Source organism: Streptomyces sp. NPDC007808, assembly GCF_042868655.1.
Taxonomy (GTDB): domain Bacteria; phylum Actinomycetota; class Actinomycetes; order Streptomycetales; family Streptomycetaceae; genus Streptomyces.
This window is the reverse complement of the sequence record NZ_JBIAEQ010000006.1, coordinates 131,946-150,837: the sequence shown is the minus strand read 5'-3', so window position 1 is coordinate 150,837 and position 18,892 is coordinate 131,946. Positions and strand designations below refer to the sequence as shown.

The 18,892-nt window shown below is 69.8% G+C and carries 13 protein-coding genes and 2 pseudogenes; 8 read left to right on the top strand and 7 right to left on the bottom strand.

Annotated features, from left to right (window positions below; genetic code table 11):
• Positions 1–202: 202 nt before the first annotated feature.
• Positions 203–787, bottom strand: coding sequence for a hypothetical protein (locus ACFYNL_RS23020; protein WP_388806484.1), 585 nt, complete (start codon positions 785–787; stop codon positions 203–205).
• Between the two features lie 484 nt (positions 788–1,271).
• Positions 1,272–1,828, bottom strand: a pseudogene (locus ACFYNL_RS23015) (SulP family inorganic anion transporter); the annotation flags it as partial.
• A 163-nt stretch (positions 1,829–1,991) separates the two neighbouring features.
• Here ACFYNL_RS23015 and ACFYNL_RS23010 point away from each other — a divergent pair.
• From ACFYNL_RS23010 to ACFYNL_RS22990, 5 genes and pseudogenes are all read left to right on the top strand, one after another.
• Positions 1,992–2,897, top strand: a complete 906-nt coding sequence (locus ACFYNL_RS23010; protein ID WP_388806482.1) for a universal stress protein — start codon at positions 1,992–1,994, stop codon at positions 2,895–2,897.
• A gap of 45 nt (positions 2,898–2,942) precedes the next feature.
• Positions 2,943–3,965 (top strand): zinc-dependent alcohol dehydrogenase, encoded by a 1,023-nt coding sequence (locus ACFYNL_RS23005; RefSeq protein ID WP_388806481.1) that lies wholly within the window; start codon positions 2,943–2,945, stop codon positions 3,963–3,965.
• 14 nt (positions 3,966–3,979) lie between these two features.
• A complete protein-coding gene (locus ACFYNL_RS23000) occupies positions 3,980–4,861 on the top strand; it encodes a universal stress protein (RefSeq protein ID WP_388807284.1) in 882 nt (293 codons plus the stop codon).
• 144 nt (positions 4,862–5,005) lie between these two features.
• A pseudogene (locus tag ACFYNL_RS22995) lies at positions 5,006–5,837 on the top strand (GAF domain-containing protein); the annotation flags it as partial.
• A gap of 173 nt (positions 5,838–6,010) precedes the next feature.
• Positions 6,011–7,021: a Gmad2 immunoglobulin-like domain-containing protein gene (locus tag ACFYNL_RS22990; protein ID WP_388806479.1), complete on the top strand. Its 1,011-nt coding sequence runs from the start codon at positions 6,011–6,013 to the stop codon at positions 7,019–7,021.
• Positions 7,022–7,581: 560 nt separating this feature from the next.
• On the opposite strand, the gene ACFYNL_RS22985 is transcribed toward ACFYNL_RS22990, so the two are convergent.
• Positions 7,582–8,682, bottom strand: coding sequence for an ABC transporter ATP-binding protein (locus ACFYNL_RS22985; RefSeq protein ID WP_388806477.1), 1,101 nt, complete (start codon positions 8,680–8,682; stop codon positions 7,582–7,584).
• A gap of 896 nt (positions 8,683–9,578) precedes the next feature.
• Between ACFYNL_RS22985 and ACFYNL_RS22980 the strand changes: the two genes are divergently transcribed.
• Together ACFYNL_RS22980 and ACFYNL_RS22975 are read left to right on the top strand one after the other, a co-directional pair.
• Positions 9,579–11,000, top strand: coding sequence for an MBL fold metallo-hydrolase RNA specificity domain-containing protein (locus ACFYNL_RS22980; protein ID WP_388806475.1), 1,422 nt, complete (start codon positions 9,579–9,581; stop codon positions 10,998–11,000).
• 173 nt (positions 11,001–11,173) lie between these two features.
• Positions 11,174–11,371, top strand: coding sequence for a hypothetical protein (locus ACFYNL_RS22975; RefSeq protein WP_388806473.1), 198 nt, complete (start codon positions 11,174–11,176; stop codon positions 11,369–11,371).
• 123 nt (positions 11,372–11,494) lie between these two features.
• On the opposite strand, the gene ACFYNL_RS22970 is transcribed toward ACFYNL_RS22975, so the two are convergent.
• Positions 11,495–12,925, bottom strand: a complete 1,431-nt coding sequence (locus ACFYNL_RS22970) for a glycoside hydrolase family 43 protein (protein WP_388806472.1) — start codon at positions 12,923–12,925, stop codon at positions 11,495–11,497.
• Between the two features lie 418 nt (positions 12,926–13,343).
• On the opposite strand from ACFYNL_RS22970, the gene ACFYNL_RS22965 reads away from it, so the two are divergent.
• Positions 13,344–14,702 (top strand): glycoside hydrolase family 43 protein, encoded by a 1,359-nt coding sequence (locus ACFYNL_RS22965; protein ID WP_388806470.1) that lies wholly within the window; start codon positions 13,344–13,346, stop codon positions 14,700–14,702.
• Between the two features lie 70 nt (positions 14,703–14,772).
• Here ACFYNL_RS22965 and solA read toward each other — a convergent pair whose 3' ends face one another.
• The 3 genes from solA to ACFYNL_RS22950 form a co-directional block, all read right to left on the bottom strand.
• Positions 14,773–15,918, bottom strand: a complete 1,146-nt coding sequence (solA, locus tag ACFYNL_RS22960) for an N-methyl-L-tryptophan oxidase (RefSeq protein ID WP_388806469.1) — start codon at positions 15,916–15,918, stop codon at positions 14,773–14,775.
• Positions 15,919–15,944: 26 nt separating this feature from the next.
• Entirely contained in the window at positions 15,945–17,348 is a 1,404-nt protein-coding gene (locus ACFYNL_RS22955) for an NAD(P)/FAD-dependent oxidoreductase (RefSeq protein WP_388806468.1), read from the bottom strand.
• Between the two features lie 730 nt (positions 17,349–18,078).
• On the bottom strand, positions 18,079–18,759 hold the full coding sequence (locus ACFYNL_RS22950; RefSeq protein ID WP_388806466.1) for a haloacid dehalogenase type II: 681 nt from the start codon (positions 18,757–18,759) through the stop codon (positions 18,079–18,081).
• Positions 18,760–18,892 lie beyond the last annotated feature (133 nt).

The window sequence follows — 18,892 nt, the reverse complement described above, 5'->3', positions numbered from 1 at the left end:
AGGTCACGATGCGGGTTCCCCTCCACTGGCCGGCGGACGACCGTGGTTCCACCCGGACGGCTTGGACGATGCATCACGGGGGAGGGGACGGGCCGGTGCTTTCCTGGCCGCTCATGGCCATCCAAGGCGGGGAGCGTGCAGCGAAGCGGGGGCCCCGGCCGGCAGGCCCGGGTGGCGGCGAACACGCGTCACCGACGGGCCGTCATGCGTGCCGGTGGCCCCGGTGCGCGTCGAACGCGGCCCAGTCCCGTTCCCACTGCGCCCATCGGCGCCGGTCCAGCCGGACGCGGGCGGCCCACCGAAGGCCCAGTACCAGGAGAGCCGCACCCACCGCGGCCGATGTACCGCTCACCACTCCTTGTGCCCTGGCTTGGGTGCGGGTGGGTGGCGCGGGGCGAACACGGTCGGATGCGTCGAGCCACACCGTCGTCCGTGAGCCGGCCTTGCGGTCCGCTGCCACCAGGGCCGTCCCGGTCCTGGAGGAGCCATCCGCCGTCCACCGCACGGTCGCACGGACGAGTTCGCCGACCGCCGCGCCGGAGAGCCGCCCCACCGTCGCCGAGGGAGCGTCCTCGACCAGTTTCGCGGTGACGTGACGCAGTCCTTGGGACTCCGTGAGCGCGGAGTGCTCGGCGGCGGCAGCCGCGGTCACACCCGCTGTCGGCGCGGCGAACAACACCGCCGCCGCCGCGGCCAGGCCGATCCAGGCTTCGGCGATGTCCGAGCGGCGCTTGAGCGGGTTGCGCCGCCAGCGCCACAGCAACACCTTGCGACACCGTTTCCGCATGCGTGCATCCCTTCGAGCGCGACGGGCAAGAACCCCATGCCCGGTACGGTGACGGACCCGCGAACCGTGGGCACAGAGGCCTATGGGCCGTAGCACTGAGGGCCGTTCGGCCCCATGAGAGGCAACGGCACGCAGATGAGCACGAGGCGCAAGACCGCAACGGATCCTCATTCGCGTCCGGTTGCCCCTCCTGGATACGTTCCTGCCGACTGATCATGGAATCAGGTGCGGGCGTCGGCTTCGGCAACCTCAAGGGACTCCCCGTCCCTCAACCGGGGACCCCGCTCGCGCCGTGGGTCTTCCCAGGCCCGGCTGACCCTTGGCACTGGTCCCGCAGCAAGCCGAACGGCCCCTGAGGTGGGGGGCCATGCGGCTCTGCACCGCGCCACCGAGTGCCGGTGAGGTTGGTTGACCCAACCGGAAGCAAGGCGCGCGGGAGGTGCCATGGGCACGTCCACCGTTGCCTCGACATCCGCCGTCAGCCCCAATTCCACCTCGCGAAGAAGCCCGAGCCGGTCGTGTCCACGCCGGTGAGCTTGGGCAGTTGGTCCACGATCATGATCAGTGCCACGCCCGCCAGGTAGCCGATCAGCACCGGGCGGGGGAGCAGATCCGCGACGAAGCCCAGCCAAAGCGCCCAGGCCACCAGACACAACAGCCCGACCGTCGCCGCGAGGGCCGCCGCCAGCGCCGCGTAGCGCCCCGGGTGACCGGCGGCCAGCGGGGCGACCACCGTTGCCGTCATCAGGGCGGTCGTCGACTCCGGGCCGACCGACAGCAGGCGTGAGGACCCGAACAGGGCGTACATGGCGAGGGCGGGGAGGATCGTCCACAGCCCGGCGACCGGCGGCAGCCCTGCCACCCCCGCGTACGCCGTCACCTGCGGAACCGGATAGGCGGCCACCGTGACGCCGGCCAGCACATCGCCCTTCAGCCACGAACGCTGGTAGCCGAGGAGTACACCGAGCCAGGCGTCAGACGGCGCCACCGTGGGGCGTACTCGCCCGAATTCTGCACGATGGGCCTCCTCACGCCGCGCATCCTCCCCATGACCCGAGTACGTGAGACATCAGGATCGCAGGTGGGGCCGTTCGGCCCTCTGCTCCGGACCCTGCGGCCTCTGCACACCCCCCGCCCCGACGGCGACGCTGACAACGGATCCCCCGCCCATAGCGCTCGAAGCGCCCATAGGAGGTACTCACCCATGTCCCGCACTGTCACCGTGGGTCTCGACGGCTCGCGCGAGAGCCTGGCCGCCGCCGAGTGGGCGGCCCGCGAGGCGAAGCTGCGCGAGCTGCCCCTGCGGCTCGTCAACGTCTGGGAGCCGGTCCCCGAACCCATGGCGCAGGCGCCCCTCCTGGGGGCCGAGACACAAGCGCACTGGAGGGAGCGGATCCCGCGGGAGGCAGCCGCCGGTCTCCGGCTGCGTCATCCGGGCGTCGAGATCACCGTCGAGCAGCTGACGGGCCGCGCGAGCGAGGTGCTGGTGGCGGCCTCGAAGGAGTCCGAGCTGCTGGTTCTCGGCTCCCGAGGGCTGAGCGGGCTCGGCGGCTTCCTGGTCGGCTCCATCGGACAGGCCGTCGTCGCGCACGCCGAGACCCCCGTGGTCCTCGTACGCGCCGGAGAACAGGCCGCCGGCGAGCACGAGATGGACCCGGCGGGCATCCCCTCCGCCGCGACCGGGTTCCGGCCCGTCGTGCTCGGCCTTGACATCGCCAGGCCGGACGACGCGGTGATCACCTTCGCCTTCGAGGAAGCCGCTCGACGGCAGACCTCCCTGCAGGTCGTCCATGGCTGGAACCTGCCGCCTCACTATGTCTCCAGCCTGCCCGCCGCTCCCGAAACAGCGGTGGAGCTGGGCCGGCAGGACGCCGCCGCGCTGGCCGCGGTGCTGGGCCCGTGGAAGGAGAAGTTCCCTCACGTGAGGGTCGTCGAGGAGTCCCGTGCCGGCAGCCCCGCGAACCACCTGGTCGGCGCCTCCCGCGAGGCTTCCCTGGTCGTCGTGGGCCGCCGGATCCGCCGCAACCCGTTCGGCATCCACATCGGCTCCGTCGCGCATGCCGTCCTGCACCACGCCATGACCCCCGTCGCCGTCGTCGCGCACGACTGACACACCCGAGAACCCCCACTCACAGCACCGAGGAAAGTAGAGATCATGAAGGCAGCGGTCGTACGAGCGTTCGGGGAGCCCTTGGTCATCGAGGAGCGCCCCGACCCGGAGCCCGGCGCCGGCCAGGTCCGCATCCGGGTGGAGGCGTCCGGGCTGTGCCACACCGACATCCACGCCGCGCACGGCGACTGGCCCGTCAAGCCGAACCCGCCGTTCGTCCCCGGTCACGAGGGCGTCGGCCTGGTCGAGGCCCTCGGTGACGGCGTCACCCACCTGTCCGTCGGACAGCGTGTGGCGGTGCCGTGGCTGGGCCGGGCGTGCGGGCGGTGTGAGCACTGCCTGTCCGGCTGGGAGACGCTGTGCGAGCAGCAGATCAACACCGGCTACGGGTGCGACGGCGGCTACGCCGAAAAGATGCTGGCCTGGGCAGACTTCGCCCAGCCGGTGCCGGAGGGCATCACCGCGGTCGAGGCCGCCCCGCTGACCTGCGCGGGCGTCACCACGTACAAGGCGCTCAAGGTCGCAGGCGTTCAGCCCACCCAGCTGGTGGCGATCTCCGGCGTCGGCGGGCTCGGCCACCTCGCCGTGCAGTACGCGAAGATCGCCGGCGCCACGGTCGCGGCCATCGACGTCACCGACGACAAGCTCGAACTCGCCCGGGAGCTCGGCGCCGACCTGACCATCGACGCCCGCAAGGAGAACGTGGGCGAGGTGCTCAAGCGGCACGGCGGGGCACATGCCGCCCTCGCGCTCGCCGTGAACGAGGCGGCGTTCACCGCGGTCAACTCCGGGCTGCGGCGCGGCGGCAAGCTCGTCATGGTCGCCCTTCCCGCGCACGGCACGATCCAGGTCCCGATCTTCGACACCGTCCTGAACGGCACCTCGGTGATCGGCTCGATCGTCGGCACCCGTCAGGACCTCGCCGAGGTCTTCCAACTCCACGCCGCCGGACGCACCAAGGTCGTCTACGAGACCCGCCCGCTCGCGTCCGTCAACGAGTCGATCGACGCGGTGCTGCGTGGCGAGATCAAGGCCCGGATCGTCTTCGATCTCGGCACGGGACGGTGAGGACGATGGAACAGATGGAACTCCCCCTGGTCGTCGGAGTCGACGGCTCCGAACCCAGCCTGCGGGCCGTCGAGTGGGCCGCCGACGAGGCCGTCCTGCGCGGCGTACCGCTGCGGCTCGTGCACGCCTTGCTGTGGGAGCGGTACGAGGGCGCCGCGCTCGCCGAGGACCTCGGCAAGCCGTCCGAACAGGTGCTGGCCGACAAGATCGTCGACGGCGCCGCCCGACGGGCGCACAGCCGCCAACCGGACCTGAAGGTGTCCACCGAGGTGGTGCCGGAGGATCCGGAGTACGCACTGGTGCGGGAGGGGCGACGCGCCTGCGCACTGGTCGTGGGGAACCGCGGGCGTGGCGGTATCGCCGAGTTCCTGCTCGGCTCCGTCAGCCTGACCGTGGCGGCCCACGCGCACTGCCCGGTGATCGTGCTGCGCGGCCGCCACGACAAGCGGACACAGCCCGTGACGCACGGGCGGGTCCTGCTCGGTGTCGGCGAGGAGGCGCACGACTCGGCGGCCGTGCGCTTCGCTTTCCAGGAGGCGGAGCGACGCGGAGCCGTCCTCGAAGCCGTACGTGCCTGGCGGTGCCCCGCACACGAGACCACCGACCACCCGCTGCTGGCAGGCGAACCCACCCGCCTGCACGAACAGCGCGCCGCCGAGACGCTGGAGGCCGCGCTGAACGAGGTGGCCGCGGAACACCCGTCCGTGCGGCTGCACCGGCGCACTGCCGAGGGTCCCGCCCGCAAGGTCCTGCTCGACGCGTCGGCCACCGCGGACCTGCTGGTCGTCGGCGCCCGGCGCCGCATGAGCACCTCCGGACTTCAGCTCGGCCGGGTCGCCCACACGGTGCTGCACCACTCCGCTTGCCCGGTTGCCGTCGTCCCAGACACGCCGTGACCATGCACCGGGCGGTCCAGCTCGGACAGGGGCGGCGAGGAGGCTTCGACCTGCAAAGCCGCCGGCCCCCGGATCCTGTGCCGTCCCGTCCGATGGGCCGTACCGTGGCACCTGACGCGACACGGTCGGTTGTCGGCACGGTGGATGGGACCTGAAGGATCAGGGGCGGGGAGTCCCGAGGAGCCCCGGGAGGCCCGGGTACGGTTGCCGCAGCTGAGGCTGGACGAGCTGCTGGAGGAACTGCAGGCCCGCTTGGACGCGGCCCGCGGAACCCGTGACCGTGTGCACAGCCTGCCGGAGGCGGTGCTCTCGGTCGGCAGGGAGCTGGACCTCGAACAGGCGCTGCGTAGCATCGTGGAGGCCGCGGCGGTCCGGGTTGACGCCGAGTACGCCGCCCTCGGCGTGATCGGTCCGGACGGCAAGCGGCTGTCGGACTTCCTCACGGTCGGCATCAGCGAGGACCAGGTCGTCCAGATCGGCAACTACCCCGAGGGCACGGCATCCTGGGCGAGCTGATCCGCCACCCGGAGCCGCTGCGGCTGACGAAGCTGTCCGAGCACCCGGCCTCGCACGGCTTCCCGTCCCACCCCCGATGAACACCTTCCTCGGTGTCCCGATCCGGGTGCGCGACCAGGTCTTCGGCAACCTGTACCTGACCGAGAAGCGGGGCGGGCAGCAGTTCGACGACGAGGACGAGTCGGTGCCGTCGACGCTGGCCGTGGCGGCCGGTGTGGCCATCGACAATGCCCGGCTGTACGAGGAGCCCCGGCTGCGCGAGCGCTGGCTGCGGGCGAGTGCAGAGATCACGCACAGCCTGATGTCCGGAGGCGAGCGCGGCGAGGTCCTCGCCCTCGTCGCCGAACGGGCCCGGGAGATCACCGGTGCGGCCCTGGCCGTGGTGGCGTTGCCCATGGCCGACACCGACTCGCTCACGGTGGAGCCGGCCATCGGACAGGAGGCCGAGGCACACCGCGGACGAAAGGCGGCCACGGCTGTGTTGGTGGTGAGGGCGGCCGTCGGCCTGATCCCGTCTCACATGCCGCCGAACGGCCCTGACCAGTACACCCATCGGCCCACCTGACCAGGCCCGTACGGCACTTGGGGCGGCTGCACCGGAGGTGTTGGCTGGAAGGTGTGGAGGAGGCTGCCATGAACACCGATATTCCCACCAGGCGTACGACCCACCGGCTGAGCCGGCCGATGGTACTGGCCGCGGCCGTCGTACTGGCCTCTTCCATGGCGACGGCATGCGGCAGCGACACCAGCTCCCCGGGCGCATCCACCGGAGGCGACCGGCCGAGCACACCGAGCGCCGGGGGCACCACCGGAGGGACGACCGGGAACGAGAGCGCCACCCCCGGCCAGGGCGCTTCCACCACGCCCAGCACTCCCGGTACGCCGAACAAGCCTGGCACACCGGCGCCGCCGGTGACGTCCGGCGGCGAATCCGAGGTGCTCACGTCGGTGTACTTCCTGCACGGGGAGAAGGTCTCGCCCGCCCCGCGCACCGTGACCGCGCCCACCACCGCGGCCGGCGCCCTGCGCGCCCTGCTGGCCGGGCCCAACCGGTACGAACGCCGCCACGGCCGCACCACGGCCATTCCCTCGGGAACGACGCTCCGCTCGGTCGTGGTCCGCAGCCACGTGGCGACGATCGACCTGTCCGGGCGGTACGACGACGGCGGCGGAAGCCTGTCGATGCAGGCCCGGCTCGCGCAGGTCGTCTTCACCGCGACGCGCTTCCCATCCATCCACAAGGTTCAGTTCGAACTGGACGGAAAGCCCGTGACGGCCTTCGGTGGCGAGGGCATCGTCCTCAACCACCCCGTGGGCCGCGTCGACTTCGAGGACCTGGCACCGCTCGTCCTCGTCGAGTCACCACTGATCGGCGACAGCATCCGCACCCCGGTCCGGGTCTGGGGCAGCGCCAACACGTTCGAGGCGATGTTCAAACTGAAGATCACGGATGCCAACGGGCGCACCGCGGCCGACGTCCATGTCATGGCTACTTCCGGTACCGGGACCCGCGGCACGTTCGACGTGACCATTCCCTACAAGGCCACCAGCTCGGGCGCCGGCACGCTCACGGCGTACTGGGAGTCACCGGAGGACGGCCGGGCGGTGATCGAGGACACGGTGCCACTGACCGTCCGTCGGTGACAGCGGGCTAGCGGATGCGGTGCGCCTGGCAGGCAAGCCGGCTTCGGCGTCGACGGCCACTCAGGTATCCGCCGGCCGGGGGCGATGAGGCGACGGCGGAGTACGAGGAAGGAATCCTGACCATCACGGTCCCGGTGCCGGAGGCTGAGGGGGCACCAGGACCATCCCTGTGCGGCACATCTGAGCGCGATTGCGCGCTGAAGCCGCACCACAGGTGCGCGGCCGGAGGCAGGACCGGCTGCGCACCTGCGCCTGTGTGCCGGGCGGGCCCCACTCAACAGCCGTCAGCCCGACGGGAGTTGTGGCTCTGCAGGCATGCCCACCACTGGCCGGGCTGCCGACCAGAGGCCGCAGTGTCACGCCCTGGCCTCGGCGAGGGCGTCGAGACCGTTCCCGTTCCTGTCGAGGACGGCGGTCGTGCTGCTGTCGGTCTCGTTTCCCTCCGGGGTTCGACCGTGGGGCTTCCCGACCCAGCCTGAGCCCGGGCGCGGCCGCGGGATCACCACGGGCCGCCCGGGCCTGACAGGGGTTGTCCGGACTCACCGCTGGTCAGTGGTGCCTCAGCTCCCGTCGGCCGGCAGCCGCAGCTGTGTACGGGCCGAGAAGAGATGGACGGCCTGCGGACGGACGGTGACGCGCAGCTGCTCCCCCTTGCCGTGGACCGGCCGACCGGGGAGGCGGACGACCACCGGGACGGCTTCCTGCCCCGCCTTGGCGGTCGCGTGGACGTAGGCGACGGCACCGGTGTCCTCGACCGCGTCGACCACGAGATCCAGTGCCGGAGTCTGAAGGTCCTCGGACGAGAGGATCTCGAACTGCTCGGGCCGTACGCCGAGCAGGATCTCCGTGGCGTCCTCCTCGCGTGCGGCCCGCGGCACGGGCACCATCAGGCCGCCCAACTCGGTGCCGTCCGTGGTGAGCGGGAGGCGGAAGAGGTTCATGGCGGGCGAGCCGACGAAACCGCCCACGAAGGCGTTGGCGGGGCGTTGGAAGACCTCCTTCGGCGTTCCCACCTGCTGCAGCACGCCATCCCTCATAACCGCCACACGGTCGCCCATGGTCAGGGCCTCCACCTGGTCGTGGGTGACGTACACCGTCGTCGTGCCCAGCCGCCGCTGCAGCGAAGCGATCTGCGTCCTGGTCTGGACGCGCAGCTTGGCGTCCAAGTTGGACAGCGGCTCGTCCATGAGGAAGGCCTGCGGCTCGCGCACGATCGCCCGCCCCATCGCTACCCTCTGGCGCTGACCGCCGGAGAGCGACTTGGGCTTGCGGTCCAGGAAGTCGCCGAGGCCGAGGACACCGGCAGCTTCCGTGACGCGGCGATGGATGTCGTCCTTGTGCCTCTTGGCGATCTTCAGGGCGAAGCCCATGTTGTCCGCCGTCGTCATGTGCGGGTAGAGAGCGTAGTTCTGGAAAACCATCGCGATGTCGCGGTCCTTGGGCGGCAGGTGGGTCACGTCCCGGTCGCCGATGCGGATGGTCCCGGAGTCGACGTCCTCCAGCCCGGCGAGCATGCGCAACGCCGTGGACTTCCCGCAGCCGGAAGGTCCCACCAGCACCATGAACTCGCCGTCGGCGATCTCCAGATCGAACGCGTCGACGGCCGGGTGGTCCATCCCTGGGAACCTCTTCGTGGCCTTGTCGAATATGACGTTCGCCATGATCTCTCCCCTCCCCGATGCTCCCTGTGCGTGCCCAGACTGCGCCCGGAACAGGGTGGGAGGCAGGGCCTCCAGGACCTTGCTGCACAGGCCGAGCGCCCCTGCGGGAAGCACTGCCGGGACCAGCAGCGGGGCCTTTCGACCCATGGCATGGCTACCTGCATGGCATGGCCGCCGTGTCCCGCGGGCTGGAAGCACGACCAAGGGAGGGGAGACAGACCTGAGCCCTGCTGCACGCCCTGGGCCGTTCGGAGCAGTCCGTCCTGGCTTGCGCAAGGGCCGTTCGTAGCCTGTGTTTCGCCCCGGACGGCTCATGCGCCGTGCCGTGTACCGGAGTTGGCTGGAAGGAGGAAGAACGTCGCCGACACGAGGGGAGTGAGGGCAGTGGGTACGAGTCTCACGCCTGAGTTCTGGGGGCAGTTTGCGGTTCTGCTGGTCGCGGCGACAGCCGTGACGATGGTTCTCACGGCGAGCCTTGATGCGCTCGCCGTCCGCCTGCTGCGCCGTCGTGCGCACAGGCCGCCGTCGGCCTACGCACCGCACCGACCTGAGCCGGCCGACCGACGCACATCAGTCCACAGCTGACGGGACCGGCGGCCCTGTCCCCGGCACCACGCCGGGCAGGAGGCCGTCCACGCACGTCGCGGAAGCCGCCGACCCCCTGGTCGACCGGGTCGAGGACCAGCTCGTCCGGCACCGGTGGGCACAGCGGCGTACGACGTGATCGACAAGGTGAGGGCATGACAGGGCGGGAGGGCCCACCCGCTTCTCGCGGATCACGATTGCGCGGTGCGCGGTCCAGAACAGCCTTGCCGCGTCCGGCCCAAGTCCTTCCCACCGCTTCTGCCATCAAGCCGCCAGCGCCGATCGGCCGCACAACGGAGGAGACCCGCGTCATGACCACTGAGGCACCGCGCCCCATGCGCTCCCGGCCCGCGCTGCTGACGTTCCTGGGCGGTGTGGGGACGGTCACCGGCAGCAAGTTCCTCGTGGAGAGCGACCACGCACGCGTCCTGATCGACTGCGGGCTCTTCCAGGGCCTCGCCGATCTGCGCAGGCGCAACTGGCGCGGCCTGCCCTGCGACGCAGCGGACATCGAGGCGGTGGTGGTCACCCACGCCCACCTGGACCACTGCGGATACCTGCCCCGGCTGGTGCGGCACGGCTTCAGGGGACGGATCGTGACCACGGAGTTCACCGCCCGACTCATGGAGATCGTGCTGCGGGACAGCGCCAAGCTGCAGATGGAGACGGCCCAGCACGCCAACGAGCACGGCTGGTCCAAACACCGGCCCGCCCGGCCGCTGTACGACGACTCGGACGTGGACAGCACCCTGAAGCTCCTCGACCCCGTGCCCACCTGTACGCCGACAGACATCGCCACGGGCACCCGGCTCACCCTGCACCCCGCCGGGCACATCCTCGGCTCGGCCTGGGCCCGCCTCACCCTGGAGGACGGTCACACCCTGGCCGTCAGCGGCGACCTCGGCCGGCCGGGCCATCCCCTGCTGCTCCCTGCGGAACCGTTCTCCGGGGCGGACGTCCTGCTGATGGAGTCGACCTACGGCAAGCGGCGGCACGAGGAGGACACCGCACGAGACCAGTTCGCGAGCGTATTGACGCGCACCCTCGCCCGTGGTGGCACCGTCGTCATCCCGGCCTTCGCCCTCGACCGCACGGAGGTCGTCCTGCACGAACTCGCAGAACTGCGCCGCGAGGGCCGGCTCCCGGCCGCTGTGCCGGTGTACGTCGACAGCCCCATGGCCCTGGCCGCCCTGGACGTCTACCGGGACGCCGTCCTCACCCGGGCCGCGGAGCTGCGCCCCGAGGTGACGGCGGCGGGCACGGCCGCATTCGGCCCCGAGCCGTTCCTCGCCGCACGATCGATCCAGGAGTCCGTCGACATCAGCCGGGCCGGCGGACCGGCCGTTATCGTCTCGGCGTCCGGCATGGCCACCGGCGGACGCGTCCTGCACCACCTGCGGCGCCTGCTGCCCGACCCGCGCAACGCCGTCGTCGTGGTCGGCTTCGCGGCCCAAGGCACCCGCGCCCGTGACCTGGTCGACGGTGCCAAGGCGTTGAAGATGTTCGGCGAGTACGTCCCGGTGCGCGCCACCGTCGCCGACGTACCGCACTTCTCAGCCCACGCCGACGCCGCTCAGATCATCGACTGGCTGCGCGGCGCGGAAGCCCCGCAGGCGACGTACCTGGTGCACGGCGAGCCCGACGCGGCCGAGGCGCTGCGCGACCGAATAGACCAGACGCTGGGCTGGACCGCCGTCGTGCCGCGTTCCGGGGAGCGGGTCCTCGTCCGGTGACGGGGCGTGCCTGCCGGTCGGACGACCCTTGCGCCGATCGGCCCAGGCGCAACGAACCCGCGCAAGGGCCGTTCCAGACCTCTGTTCGGCGCCGTCGGCTCATGTGCCCGGATCCGTGTCGGAGTCGGCTGGGAGTGAGGAGAACGACGCCGACACGAGGGGGACTGAGGACGGTGGATACGAGTCTCACCCCGGAGTTCTGGGAACGGTCCGCGGTTCTGCTGGTCGCGGCGACGGCTGTGACGTTCGTCCTCACCGCGACTCTGGATGCGCTCACTCTCCGCCGGCTGCGCCGCCGCGCGCACAGGCCGCTGGCCCACACGCGGCACGCCGTGGAGTCGGCCGATCGTGGCACGTCCGTCCACTGCTGAGCGGCGACCTCGCCGAGACCGGCGTCGCCAGCAACACGCCGATCGTCGCGTCCACCGGTCGGGCAAGGGGATGCCGGCGCTCTCGCGGAGGCGCCGGCATCCCTGTCGCTGCGGGTCAGTTCGTCACGTCGTCACGCGGAAGGTGGCGTCGCTGCGTCCTGTCGCGGTGGTGATCGGGTCGAGGCGGAGTTGGTAGGCGTAGTGGCGGATGTAGCGGTCGGGATGGTTGTACGACTGGAAGGACGACCAGTTCGCGTCAGCGAGCCCGGCGACCTGCCGGAACGTGGCGTCCGCGGCGAACTGGGCGGTGCCGTCGTTGCGGACCAACTGGAAGTCGTATCCGGAGTGCCGCAGGAAGTACCCGCGGTAGTTCACCGATTCGAAGGAGACGGTGCCGGAGCCCGCCAGACCGGGCCGCACCCGGAACTGGGCGTCGGGGCCGGTGATGTTCTGGTCGATGCGCACGTCGAAGCCGGCGTGGCGCACGTACCGGTCCTGGAAGTTGAACGACTGGAGCCGCTTGGCCGGGGTGTCGCTCCAGCGGGCGAGGACGCGGGCCTCCTCGGCGGCCGTGAGGCTCAGGATCGAGCCGTGGCGCTTCTTGTTGGCGCCCATGTTGTAGCTTCCCGACGCCGGGAGCTTGTAGCTGCCGGGGCTGGACGGGTCGGTCGTCGTGACCGGCATGTAGCCGCGTCCGGAGGAGTACTGGTCGAGGTAGAGCGCCCACTCGTTGCGGTCGCGGAACTTCATCCACATCGGGCCTTCGACCTGCGCACCGGTCAGGCCGATGCCGGAGAGGTTGCCGAGAGGGGTCCAGGTTCCGAGGATCGAGTTGCTGCCTTCGAGGGTGATCTGCCCGTCACCGGAGGCCCGCACATAGCGGTAGTCGCCGACGCCGGCCGGCATCTCGACGATCTGGGTGTCGATGAGTTCCTGCATGCCGGGGCGCTCGATGTAGATCTGCGGGGTGGAGATGGAACGGAAGTCGCTGGTGCGGGCGTAGTAGATGCGGTGCTTCTTCACGCCGTCGACCGGCTTGTTCGTCGCCCAGTACAGGACGTAGCTGTTGGAGGCCGGGTCCCAGATCGCTTCCGGCGCCCAGGCGTTGCGTCCGTCGGGGATCGCACCGGCGACGTCGAGCAGCCACGGCTCGGACCAGTTGATCAGGTCCGTCGACTCCCACACCACGAGGTTGCGGCTGCCGTTGTACACGGCGGCTTCCCAGTTCTGTCCGCAGCTGATGCACAGGTCGGTCGCGATGATCCAGTACTTGTCACCGTTCGGGGATCTCACCAGTGCGGGGTCGCGCACCCCCTTGGTACCGACCGTGGATCGAAGGGCGATTCCGCCGCCGTTGAGGTCGGTCCAGTTCAGGCCGTCCGTGCTGTACGAGAAGTAGATCTGCTGAGCGTTCGACCCCTCCCCGATGAAGTGCGTCATCAGATAGCCCGGGTCGGCCGCGGCCGCCCGGTCCGGTGTGATCAAGGCTTGGCCTGTGAAGAGCAGGCACGCGGCGAGCAGTATCGCCGACAGCCGGGCGCGAAGCGCGGACATGTCTCCTCCTGTCGTTCTGCGATGGCCACAACCGGGCGGGCGGAGGGGGCCGACTGATTCCGAGCGACGCAGAATGTCCGACATATCGAACGTCGTTCGTAAAGTCGGACAGACGGTAAGTGTGAGGAGCGTGGTGCGTCAATACCTCGGCAGTGGGAGCCCGTGGGGTCCGAAGAGGGGTCGCGGCCGGTCGGTATGGCAGTCCGCCGGAGCAGGCACGGCTGGCGTCCGGCGCGCCCCCGGCTGCACATCCGAGCCGCGTGAAGCGCGCCGAACGGTACTCGTCGGAAACATTGACGGAATCACGACGCAAACTTATGTTCTGCTCGAAGTTCCGCACGTTGTTCGTTATTTCGAACGATCGCACCCCCTCGTCACGGCGATCGGTCCAGCGGACTGGCCGAGCCCGGAGGAAGAGTTGAACAGAACCCCAAGAACGCTGCTCGCCCTACTGGCCCCGCTGTTGCTGGTCCTGCTGGGTGTCCCCGCCCTTCAGAGCACCGCGGCCGCCGCCGCCCCGCCGGCCGGGCAGGCCACGCGGTACACGATGACCGCGTTCACCAACAGCAGTGAGTCGAACCTGTATGTGTACGACTCGCCGGACGCCACCGGATTCACCCTGCAGAAAGGCCCCGCCTACACCCCCCCGTCCGGGCTGATCCGGGACCCCAGCATCTTCAAGCACACCGACGGCTACTACTACCTCACCTACACCACGAACTGGACGGGGAACACGATCGGTTTCGCACGGAGCACCGACCGGGTGAACTGGACGTTCCTGTACAACTACACGATCCCGATCAGCGGGCTGACCCGCACCTGGGCGCCCGAGTGGTTCATCGACACCGACGGCAGCGTCAACGTCATCATGTCCCTGACGTCGGCGAGCACGGCCACCCACTTCACCGCCTACAAGATCACGGCGACCAACTCCGCACTGACCACCTGGTCCGCGCCCACCCAGCTGTCCGGCATCGGCCCGAACTACATCGACACCTTCATCGTCAAGATCGGCTCCACCTACCACGCGTTTACCAAGAACGAGACGACGAAGTACATCGAGTACGCCACCGCCTCCAGCCTCACCGGCCCCTACACCATGCGGAAGACGGGCAACTGGGCCGGATTCGGGGACTGGGTCGAGGGCCCGGCCCTGGTCCAGCTCGACAACGGCGGCTGGCGCATCTACTACGACGGCTACCGCGCCGGGAAGTACTGGTACAGCGACAGCTACGACAACTTCGCCACCTGGACCACGCCCACCGAGGTGCCCGGGCTGACCGGTTTCATCCGCCACGCCACCGTGCTCAAGGAGACGGTCTCCGGCGGTGTCACCCTGCCCACCAACACCACCCGGTCGCTGCAGGCGGTCAACTTCCCCAGCCGGTACGCCGTGGTGCGCTCCGACAGCTACGGCTACATCGACCCGGTGAGCACCTCCAGCAGCACCGCCGTCAAGGAGAGCGCCACCTTCACTGTCGTACCCGGCCTCGCCGACGCCAACTGCTACTCGTTCCGTGACTCCGCCGGCCGCTATCTGCGCCACTGGGACTTCCGGGCCCGCTTCGACACCAGCAACGGCACCGACGTCTTCAACAAGGACGCCACCTACTGCGCCCGCCCGGGCAGCGCCGCCGGCTCCGTCCGCCTGGAGTCCTACAACTACCCCGGCCGCTACCTCCGCCACTACAACTACGCCCTGCGCGTGGACCTCTACCAGAACACCGACACCTTCCGCGCCGACAGCTCCTTCACGGTGGTCAGCCCCTGGGCCTGACCTGTCCGCGATGTTCTCCCGGGATCTGAGCCTGTCAGGCCCAGATCCCGGGAGCGTCTCCGTGCGTGGGCTACCTGGTCCTGAACCGGTCCGGACGCACGAAGTCCAGGCCCTCGATGGTCCGTTTGCCGAGCGCCTCGTGTGCGGCGATGTGGCCATAGCCGGTGGCCATCTTGAAACCCTTGCCGGAGAATCCGGTGGCGCAGTAGATCCTGCTGTCGGCATCCAGTCGGCCGAGAAGGGGATGCCTGTCCTCGGTGAAGAGGTCGGGGAAGGCGTCGGAGCGCACGATGGTGGGGGTGAGGCCGGGGAAGAACTCGGTGACGATCTCGGTGGCCTTCGCGACTTCCTCCCGGGTGAGTTCCCTGGGCACGGAGTCCGGGTCGGGGGTCGCCCTCGCGCGCCCGGACAGCGGTCCGTCCACCGAGGCCTTGACCGCCACACCGTCGACGGCGGGTGCGCCGTACATGGAGCGATCCTCGTACCACCGGCTGAAGACGGGGAAGTTCTCCGGTGAGAACTGCTTGCCGTCCTGGGCCAGGAACCAGGTCAGGACGATCCGATGGGTTTCCGTGACGCTCTTGAGGTGGTCGGGCATGAGCCGTCGGGACCAGCCGCCCGAGGCGACGATGACCTTCTCGAACGTCCAGGTTCTGTCGCCCGAGGTGACGACCACGCCGTGGTCGGTTTCGGTGATGCTGTCCACGGGTGTGTTCTGAAGGACGGTGGCGCCGTTCGCCCGGGCCGCCGCGACGGCGGCGCTGACGGCGCGGTCGGTGCGCAGAACGCCGGCGCGGGGGTCGTAGACGGCGCAGTCGTCGGGGCGGAGGTTGTGCTGGGGGTAGCGCTCCGCCATCTCCTCCCGGCTGAGGAGGCAGTGCTCGGCTCCGGTGACGCGGGTGGCCTCAAGGAGGCTGTTGATGTAGCTGCCGTTCGCCGTCCCGATGGACAGCCCTCCGGTAGGTGTGAGGATCTGCTGCCCGGTTTCCGCTTCGAGTGCGGCCCACAGGCTGCGGGAGCGTTCGATGATGGGGTAGTAGTCGGGCTTGCCGAGGTAGACCATGCGGAACAGGCGGGTGTCCCCGCCCACGGCACTGCGGCCGTGGGCGGGGGTGGCGGCCTCGAAGCCCACTACCGAGTCGGACAGCCGGGACGCCTGCCACAGGGCCATGCTTCCGATGCTGCCCAGGCCGATGACCGCGAGTTGTGCGTCCATGAGAGCACGTTCCTTTTCGTCTTCGTCTACTCGTGAAGTCCGGCGAGTCTGCTGCCGAATCTGGCCAGGAGTGAGGTCGTGCTGGACCCCCTGCGCTCTTCCCACCGGTCGGCGATGCCGAAGAGCCGGTACATGGCGTGAACGCCCAGCCAGCGGATGGGTTCCGGCTCCCACTTGCGTGCCCGGTAGCCGACCCAGGGAAGGGTGGTCCGTTCGGTTTCCTGCTCGAAGGCGAGCTCCACGAGAGTCCTGCCGCCGACGTAGGCTGCCGTGACGCCGTGTCCCGCGTAGCCGGTGGACGACCCGATCCCGGATGCCGGGTCCCAGTGCACGCCGCCGTTCCAGTCCCGCGTGACGCCCAGGACTCCCGACCAGGCGTGGTCCACCTCGAAGGGGATGCCGGGGAAGAAGGTGCTGAGCTTGTGCGAGATCAGGTCGATGGTGGACTGGGCGGTTGCGCCGTTGCCCCCGGTGCCGGACCCGAATCGGTAGGGGACACCGCGGCCCCCCATGGCGATACGGCCGTCCGCCGTCCGCTGGGCGTAGATGAACGTGTGCGCGGAGTCGTTGAGGCACTGGGGCCCGTCCCAGCCGATCTGCTGCCATGCCTCCTTCGGCAGGGGCTTGGTGACGATCATCGAGGAGTTGACCGGGATCAGGGTCCGGCGGCCCAGCAGTTGTCCCGAATAGCCTTCGGTGCAGATGAACGTCCTGGCCGCGGTGACGCGCCCGTCGGCCAGGGTGAGGGTCTTGCCCTCGACACTGTCCACGCGGCTGCCTTCGTAGATCCTGACCCCCATGGAGGTCAGGGTGTCGGCGAGGCCGTAGGCGAGCTTCGCGGGGTGGATCCTTGCGCAGTGCTTGTAGAAGAGCCCGCCGTGGACGGTGGTGATGTTGATCCGGCTGCGGAACTCGTCCCGGTCGAGTAGGTGGACTTCGTCGTCGGTCAGCCCGTACTTCAGGTCGGCGTCACGCCTGGTGACGAGCCGGCCCAGCCCCGCCCGAGTGTGGGCGGCGACGAGCGCGCCGCCCTTGTGCTGATCGGCATCGATGCCCTCGGCCCGGAGGATGTCCAGGACGGCGTCGACGCCGGCGACGAATTCCTGCTGCAGCGCCCGGCTCGCCTCCAGCCCGCCCCCGGCGCGGGCGAAGGTGGCACGGTTTCCCGGCGGCATCGCCGACAGCCAGCCGCCGTTGCGTCCCGATGCGCCGTAGCCCACCTGTTCGGCTTCGAAGACGGCGACCGAGAGCGACGGTTCGAGCTTCTTGGCGAAGTACGCCGCCCACAAGCCGGTGTAGCCGCCGCCGACAATGGCCACGTCGACGGAGTCCTGGCCGGTGAAACGGGGGAACGAGGGCTTCTTGTCGGCCAGTTGGGCAACCCAGAAGCCGAGCTCCCCGTTTCGGGGTGGTGCCGCAAGGGCGTTCATGGTGTGTCCTTCATCTGTCTCTGAGAGCCGCGCGGGCCGCTGCTCGAAGGCGATGCAGCCGTCGAAGGGGGGAAGCATCCCCGGTGATGTACGAGGACTCCGGACGACGCGAGGAACAGGACGGCGCCGGCGGTCTCCTCGTGAGTGGCGAGGCACTGGCACGGGATCCGCCCCTCGCGCTCGCGGCGGGTGGCCTGTGCGTCCGGGGTCGGACCTGCGCCGCAGGGGCGCCCCAAGAGCTCGGTCGACGCTGCCCAGCACCGCGTCCGCCGGCACGATCGGCGCCGGGGTGTCCATTCGCTGAACCAGGATGCCGAGCGCTGCTCGAAGCCGGGCCGCCGCCGCGCTGCTCATGATCGGCTCGCCGCTGCACCGCGGTGCAGATCACCTGGAACTCGACAGGAGTGTCGAGCGGCAGTCCGGTGACTCCGATCGCGGTGCGGGCGTGCCGTCGGTTCTCACCCGGCACCTCGATGAGCAGTTCACTTGCTGCGTCGGCGGCCTGCGACTGCACAGCGAAGTCCGGCGTGGCGGCCACGAAGACCAGCATCTGCACGATCCGGACCCGGTCCGGATCGCCCACCGTCCGCACAGGGGCAGTGAGCGCGGTGAGCGCGGTGAGCGCGGTGTGGCGCGCGAACTCCCGCGTGCTCTCCAACGCCATGTCCCGGCCGGCAACGCCCTGCCCCCGGCAGCCGGCCGTCCTCGAAGCGGGTCCTCCGCTCGGGTGTCAGGGGCGCGGCAGACCGAAGAGGACCGGGAGGTCGGCGATGTCGGTGATCCGCTCGTAGCCGAGCCAGTGCTCGTCGTGCTCCCAGCCGCGGTCGACGTACACCTTGTTCTCGATGCCCATGATGGCCGCGGAGCGGTGGTCGTACATCGGGCTCGCGGAGACGTGGACGATCTCGTCGGGTGCCACGCCGAGCTTGTCGAGCATGTACTCGAAGGCGCGGAGTCGCGGCTTGTAGACGCCCATCTCCTCGGCGCTGATGATGACCTCGAAGGGGGCCTTGAGGTTCTCCGCGAGGCGCACGGCATGGGCGGTGTCGCTGTTCGTGATGATGACCAGCGGAACTTCCTCGGCCAGGCGGTTCAGGGCCTCGGTGACACCGGGGTACGGGCCCCAGGTGGGGATGCGCTCGTACACCGCCCGCGCCTCGTCCTCGCGGTACTCGAGACCGACCTTGCGTGAGGCACGCTCCATGGAACGCGCGACGACTTGGTGGAAGGGCTGGTACGCGCCCGTGCACTCGTCGATCCGGTACGCCTTGCAGATCCGCAGGTATTCATCGGCGACCTCGGTCGGCAGTCGGTCGCCCAGGACCTCACGCATGGTGTCGTTGATGCTGAACTTGATCAGTGTTCCGTTCATGTCGAACGTCGCGAACTTGGGCTTGGCGTCGAACACCACGTCGTCCTCCTGGGGTGGCAGTGGAGCAGTCTGGGCGATCTGGTCGATTGTCGACCATCGCGGTTGGCCGATTGTCGACCAAATGATTCTCGACTGTCAATAGCGTCAGGACGAGCGCCTCGGACAGGCCGGG

Coding starts and splice junctions, on each gene's coding strand:
- ACFYNL_RS23020 (WP_388806484.1), bottom strand. CDS start 787: ATGCGGAAACGGTGTCGCAAGGTGTTGCTGTGGCGCTGGCGGCGCAAC.
- ACFYNL_RS23010 (WP_388806482.1), top strand. CDS start 1,992: ATGTCCCGCACTGTCACCGTGGGTCTCGACGGCTCGCGCGAGAGCCTG.
- ACFYNL_RS23005 (WP_388806481.1), top strand. CDS start 2,943: ATGAAGGCAGCGGTCGTACGAGCGTTCGGGGAGCCCTTGGTCATCGAG.
- ACFYNL_RS23000 (WP_388807284.1), top strand. CDS start 3,980: ATGGAACTCCCCCTGGTCGTCGGAGTCGACGGCTCCGAACCCAGCCTG.
- ACFYNL_RS22990 (WP_388806479.1), top strand. CDS start 6,011: ATGAACACCGATATTCCCACCAGGCGTACGACCCACCGGCTGAGCCGG.
- ACFYNL_RS22985 (WP_388806477.1), bottom strand. CDS start 8,682: ATGGCGAACGTCATATTCGACAAGGCCACGAAGAGGTTCCCAGGGATG.
- ACFYNL_RS22980 (WP_388806475.1), top strand. CDS start 9,579: ATGACCACTGAGGCACCGCGCCCCATGCGCTCCCGGCCCGCGCTGCTG.
- ACFYNL_RS22970 (WP_388806472.1), bottom strand. CDS start 12,925: ATGTCCGCGCTTCGCGCCCGGCTGTCGGCGATACTGCTCGCCGCGTGC.
- solA (WP_388806469.1), bottom strand. CDS start 15,918: ATGGACGCACAACTCGCGGTCATCGGCCTGGGCAGCATCGGAAGCATG.
- ACFYNL_RS22955 (WP_388806468.1), bottom strand. CDS start 17,348: ATGAACGCCCTTGCGGCACCACCCCGAAACGGGGAGCTCGGCTTCTGG.